At 70.6% G+C, this 4,922-nt stretch carries 5 protein-coding genes and 1 tRNA gene; all 6 read left to right on the top strand.

Annotated elements, in window-relative coordinates; genetic code table 11:
• A partial coding sequence (locus tag AB0H81_RS43800) for a hypothetical protein (protein ID WP_358388124.1) occupies window positions 1-412 on the top strand: 412 nt, incomplete at its 5' end.
• A gap of 70 nt (window positions 413-482) precedes the next feature.
• On the top strand, window positions 483-1,934 hold the full coding sequence (locus AB0H81_RS43795; protein WP_358388122.1) for a DUF2510 domain-containing protein: 1,452 nt from the start codon (window positions 483-485) through the stop codon (window positions 1,932-1,934).
• Between the two features lie 69 nt (window positions 1,935-2,003).
• The gene (gene orn, locus AB0H81_RS43790) at window positions 2,004-2,597 is read left to right on the top strand and encodes an oligoribonuclease (RefSeq protein WP_358388120.1); all 594 of its coding nucleotides are present in this window, start codon (window positions 2,004-2,006) and stop codon (window positions 2,595-2,597) included.
• 147 nt (window positions 2,598-2,744) lie between these two features.
• A tRNA-His gene (locus AB0H81_RS43785) sits at window positions 2,745-2,817 on the top strand.
• A 158-nt stretch (window positions 2,818-2,975) separates the two neighbouring features.
• Window positions 2,976-3,200 carry a LuxR C-terminal-related transcriptional regulator gene (locus AB0H81_RS43780; protein WP_358388117.1) on the top strand — a complete coding sequence of 75 codons (225 nt, stop codon included), beginning with the start codon at window positions 2,976-2,978 and terminating at the stop codon, window positions 3,198-3,200.
• Between the two features lie 674 nt (window positions 3,201-3,874).
• Window positions 3,875-4,774 carry an LPXTG cell wall anchor domain-containing protein gene (locus AB0H81_RS43775; RefSeq protein ID WP_358388114.1) on the top strand — a complete coding sequence of 300 codons (900 nt, stop codon included), beginning with the start codon at window positions 3,875-3,877 and terminating at the stop codon, window positions 4,772-4,774.
• The last annotated feature ends 148 nt before the right edge of the window (window positions 4,775-4,922 follow it).

The raw sequence follows: 4,922 nt of genomic DNA, 5'->3' as shown, positions 1-4,922 counted from the left end.
CTCGCGGGCCCGGCGGCGCCGCACGGTCCTGGCCGCGGCGCTGTTCGCGGTGATCATGGCGGGCGCGATCCTGGCCTGGTTCAGGCTGGGCGGCGGCGGGCCGGAGCTGGCCGTCGCGTCGGTCGACGTCGCCGCGCCGAAGAAGGCGCAGGGCTGCGACAGCGCCGTGGTGGTCACCGGCACCATCGTGACCAACGGCGGCGCGGGCGAGATCCAGTACGAATGGCGCAAGAACCTCGACAAGGAGGTGGTCAAGCAGACCCTGCGCACCACCTCCGACCGGACCTCGTACGAGGTGCCGCTGCGGTGGACGCTCAAGGGGAGGTCCACGGTCAAGGCGACGGCCACGCTCCGGATCCTGTCGCCGGGCCCGGTGCGCAGCGACAAGGCGAGCTTCACGTACAAGTGCTGAGGCGCGGCCCGCTGTCGAAGGACCGCCGCCGACAATGCATATCAATGCGGTTCTTACTAATCTGGCCAGCATGACCACGCAGACCCCCGCGGGCTGGTACCCGGACCCCTACGGATCGCCCCAACTCCGTTGGTGGGACGGCACCCAGTGGACCGACGCCACGCATCCGCAGGAGCCCGGGGCGGCGCCACAGCAGCAGCCACCCTCGGGGTCGCAGCCGGGCCACGACTGGTCGGCCACCCCCGCCAACCCGACGCTCCAGTACGGCCGGCCCGGCTTCGCCCAGTTGCCGTACGGACAGCCCGAGCCGGGCGGCGACCAGGACCGGCCGGCACAGCCCGGTGACCAAGGACAGGCGTACGGCCCCGGCCGGCCCAGCGGCCCGGCGCAACCGTACGGGCCCGGGCAGCCGAGCGGCCCCGGGCAGGCGTACGGGCCGGGACAGCCCAGCGGTCTCGGGCAGGCGTACGGGCCGGGACAGCCCAGCGGTCCCGGGCAGGCGTACGGGCCCGGTCAGCAGAGCGGGCCGGGCCAGGTCCACGGCGCGCCCCAGCAGGGCGGCCCCGACCAGCCGCACGCCCCCGGCGGGCCGGGTCAGCCCTCCTCTGGCTCGCCGCAGCCCACCCAGGTGCTCCCGACGTACGGGGGGCAGGGTCCCTACGGCGAGCCCGGCCCCTACGCGCAGCCGGGCCAGCCGGGCCAGCCGGGCCAGCCGGGTCAGTGGGGCGGCGCGCAGCTGCCCGGCCCGGGCTTCGGCCCGCCGCCGAAGCAGCGCAACCCCATGCCGTGGATCTTCGGTGGCCTGGCGGCGCTGGTCGTGGTGGCGCTCATCGTGGTCGCGGGCGTCTTCTTCATCAACCGGGAGGGGCCGACGACCGCCCTGCCGCCGACCTCCACGCCGACCGAGTCGGAGTCGCCGTCCGAGCCGCCGCCCAGCACGCAGCCCACGCCGGCCCCGACCGAGCTGCCGCAGGCGCAGGACGGCCGCGTCACCGACCCGCAGGCCGGCATCTCGTACGCCGTGCCCGAGGGCTGGACGGTGCCCGGCTACGCCGACATCAACGGCGCCAGCCCCGGCGCCGACCCCGCCCAGCAGAAGTGGTCGAGCGGCGTCGAGAAGATCGCGCAGGAGAAGTACGAGGGCGACAACAACTGGATCGGCAACCTCTACACGGGCCGCCTGAACGAGCTCTACCCCTACGAGGGCAAGGAGGGGCTCAGCCTGACGGCCAAGACGGTGTTCATCGACTTCGGCAAGTACTACCAGCTCCAGCACACGACCAAGATCGTCCAGGACAAGGCGATCAAGATCGGCGACAAGGACGCCTGGGTGCTCCAGTTCCAGCTCGACTTCAGCAAGGTCACGAAGCAGAAGGGCTACAAGTGGAACAAGGAGAACGGCGCGATCGTGATCATGGATCGCGGTGATGGCGAGCGCCCGTCCATCCTTTACGTGTCGGTTCCCGACAATCTCGGCACGGACGTGCTCCCCAAGGTTCTGAGCTCACTCAAGCCTGCCTGATGCTTGGCACTAGGCTTGTCCTGAGAGCAAGCGGGCGGGCGCTCCGAGCCGCTTGGGCGAGGAGAACGAATGAGTGACGTGCTGGTCTGGATCGACTGTGAGATGACCGGGCTGGACCTTGGCCGCGACGCGCTCGTCGAGGTGGCGTGCGTCATCACCGACAGCGAGCTCAACCAGCTCGACGAGGGCGTCGACGTGGTCATCAAGCCGCCGCCCGAGTCGCTGGAGCAGATGTCGCAGGTGGTCCGCGAGATGCACACCGCCTCCGGGCTGCTGCCGGAGCTCGCGGGCGGGGTGACGCTGGCCGAGGCCGAGTCGCTGGTCCTCGAGTACATCCGCCGCCACGTCCCCGAGGCGAAGAAGGCGCCCCTGTGCGGCAACTCCATCGGCACGGACCGCACGTTCATCTCGCGCGACATGCCCGCGGTCGACGCGTTCCTGCACTACCGGATGATCGACGTGTCGTCCATCAAGGAGCTGGTGCGCCGCTGGTACCCCCGCGTGTACTTCGCGGCGCCCGAGAAGCAGGGCGGGCACCGGGCGCTGGCCGACATCACGGAGAGCATCAGGGAGCTGCGTTACTACCGTGCGTCGGTGTTCGTGGCCCAGCCGGGTCCCGACTCGGCGACCGCCCGCACGCTGGCCGAGCGCGTCAGCGGCTGACAGCGCGACGCCCCAGGCGCGCCCCCGCGGGCCCCGGCCGGCGGGGCCGCGTGTGAGGGGACGAACCCATGTCGGCGCGTCGCCGATGGCGAAAAGACTCCCGAACACCGCTACACTTTTCCTGTGCCGCCTCACGGGGCGGCCATGGTGGGTGTAGCTCAGTTGGCAGAGCGCCAGGTTGTGGTCCTGGATGTCGAGGGTTCAAGTCCCTTCACTCACCCCGAGCGCAACGGCCGGTCCCCAGGGACCGGCCGTTGCCGTTTTTCTCCTTATCGTCCCCAAACCATGACAATGCGAGTTATGCTCACTGTCTACCGCTAACGCCGGAAGCACGGGGGCATCGGCGATTCTGACCGTCTGCGCGCCCCCGGAGGCCGGATGAGAGTCGACGACGCAGCGTTCGATAGCGCGTTCACGTCCTTGAGCAAGCGCGAGGCCGAGGTCATGGACCTCATCGCCACAGGTGAGTCCAACGGCCAGATCGCGCGACGTCTCTTCCTCAGCGAGAAGACGGTCAAGAACCACGTCAACCGCATCTACGCCAAGCTGGGTGTGGACTCGCGTGTCACCGCCATCGGCCTCTGGTTGTCCCGCAACGGCTGATCCCGGCACGCGCCCCCTCCTCTCATCCCGGTGCCCGCCCTCTCGCGCGAGGGACCGGGCGGGCACGAGCACGGGCCGCCCCTGCGGTGCGAGCCGTTCGGCGTGGCGGGCGACTCCCCTGACGCGTCCCGCCCGGAGACGGGCCCCCGCACCCGGCGGGTCGCCGGCGGTTCTCCTCGCCCGGCGGTTCTCCTCGCGTGGCGGTTCTCCTCGCGTGGCGGCGACGCGTGCGCGCGTCGGCGTGCTGAAATGGGGCGGGCGGCGCGGGCACCTCGCCGCGGGCTTCCCAGGCCACGTCGCAGTATGCCCGTTCTTTCCCGCTTGGGCGGCTTTTCGGGCTTTATGGCGGGAAATAGGGCGCACCTCTCACGGCGGGGATGTCCCAGTAAAGGGGATGAAGGGTAAAACAACCGCACATAGGCTCCTCGCACCCCAGGACGACCACGAACGCGGCGGTGCCCGCCCAGGACGGGACACCGGGAACCCCCTCCCGGAAGGCCCCGGAGCGGCACCGTCAACGCCCGGCGAACGATGCCTGATCCTTCGGTAAGGCTCGTGTGCCGCGCGGAGCGTCGCGAGACCCGGCGCATATAACGGGTTCCGTAGTGAACATGTCGCTGAATATTCCGGGCGAAATGTTCTATGGCCCGCACTACCGTCTCGGGGAGTCCGAAATGGCAGAAAAAGTCAGGAAAACAATATTCGCGGCCATGGCGGTGGGAGGTGGGATCGCCTTCGGGACCGCGGGGCTGGCCACGGCCGTCGCGCACACGGCCGCCGCCGTGCAGGCCACCACGGTCACACGCGGGCCGCTGCTCCTGCAGCCCGACTACCCGCCGTGCCCGCGTACCAACGCCGACTTCACCGGCTGCATCGACAACTTCAACACGAGCGACAACGAGAACGACGCGGCCGCCGACGCCGTTGCGGTCGACGTGGGTGAGGACGAAGAGACGCAGACCAACACGACCACGTCGAACGGGCAGCAGTCCGACGACGCGGACCTCGGTGACTTCAGCCAGCTCGACGTCCTGTCGAACTCGTCCGCGCCCCAGCCGCTCACGAACCTCGTGACGCCGGGCTGCGACGAGGAGTCCTGCACGTCGTCGGCCTCTTCCGAGAACGGCGAGACGCTCGCCGGCGGCGTCAGCACCGGCGAGGACGACGACGGGCCGGCCAACGACCCGGCCGGGATCGGCGTCGCCGGCGAGAACGACATCAGCGGCGACCTCGCCGACGCGGGCCTGACCGACAACCCGCTGGACGACGAGGCGGGCGCGGACGACACCGACCATGTCGACGACGACGACGAGGACGACGTCACCCCGACGCCCACGCCGCAGGACATCGACAAGCACTTCACGGTCGACCTCGGCCCCTGGGACGACGGCCCGTGGGGCGGCCCCGACGGCGGCTGCTTCGAGGTGGAGTGCTGGAAGAAGGAGGCCGCCGAGCTGCCGATGACCGGCGCCGACGTCCGGCCGATGGTGGCCGCGGGCACCGGCCTGCTGCTGGTCGGCATCGCCGGCACCGTCATCGCCGTGAGGCGTCGTCGCTCCTCCGATGCCCGGTAAGAACCGTCATCAGTCAAGCGGGAACCGGCGTCGGCTCCTCGTCGCCGGCCTGCTGGGTCCGGCCGCGTGTCTCACGCTCGCCGGCGCCTGGGAGGCGCGTCTCGGCCTGGACGTGCGCGAGCACATGCAGGCCACCAGGGACGCGCTG

Origin of the sequence: Nonomuraea sp. NPDC050691, assembly GCF_040654455.1 — a bacterium.
Lineage (GTDB): Bacteria > Actinomycetota > Actinomycetes > Streptosporangiales > Streptosporangiaceae > Nonomuraea.
This window is presented reverse-complemented; position numbering and strand designations above follow the sequence as displayed.

What these genes read in the sequence shown, in the direction of transcription:
- AB0H81_RS43775 (WP_358388114.1), top strand. Translation starts at nt 3,875, where the DNA reads ATGGCAGAAAAAGTCAGGAAAACAATATTCGCGGCCATGGCGGTGGGA.
- AB0H81_RS43795 (WP_358388122.1), top strand. Translation starts at nt 483, where the DNA reads ATGACCACGCAGACCCCCGCGGGCTGGTACCCGGACCCCTACGGATCG.
- AB0H81_RS43780 (WP_358388117.1), top strand. Translation starts at nt 2,976, where the DNA reads ATGAGAGTCGACGACGCAGCGTTCGATAGCGCGTTCACGTCCTTGAGC.
- orn (WP_358388120.1), top strand. Translation starts at nt 2,004, where the DNA reads ATGAGTGACGTGCTGGTCTGGATCGACTGTGAGATGACCGGGCTGGAC.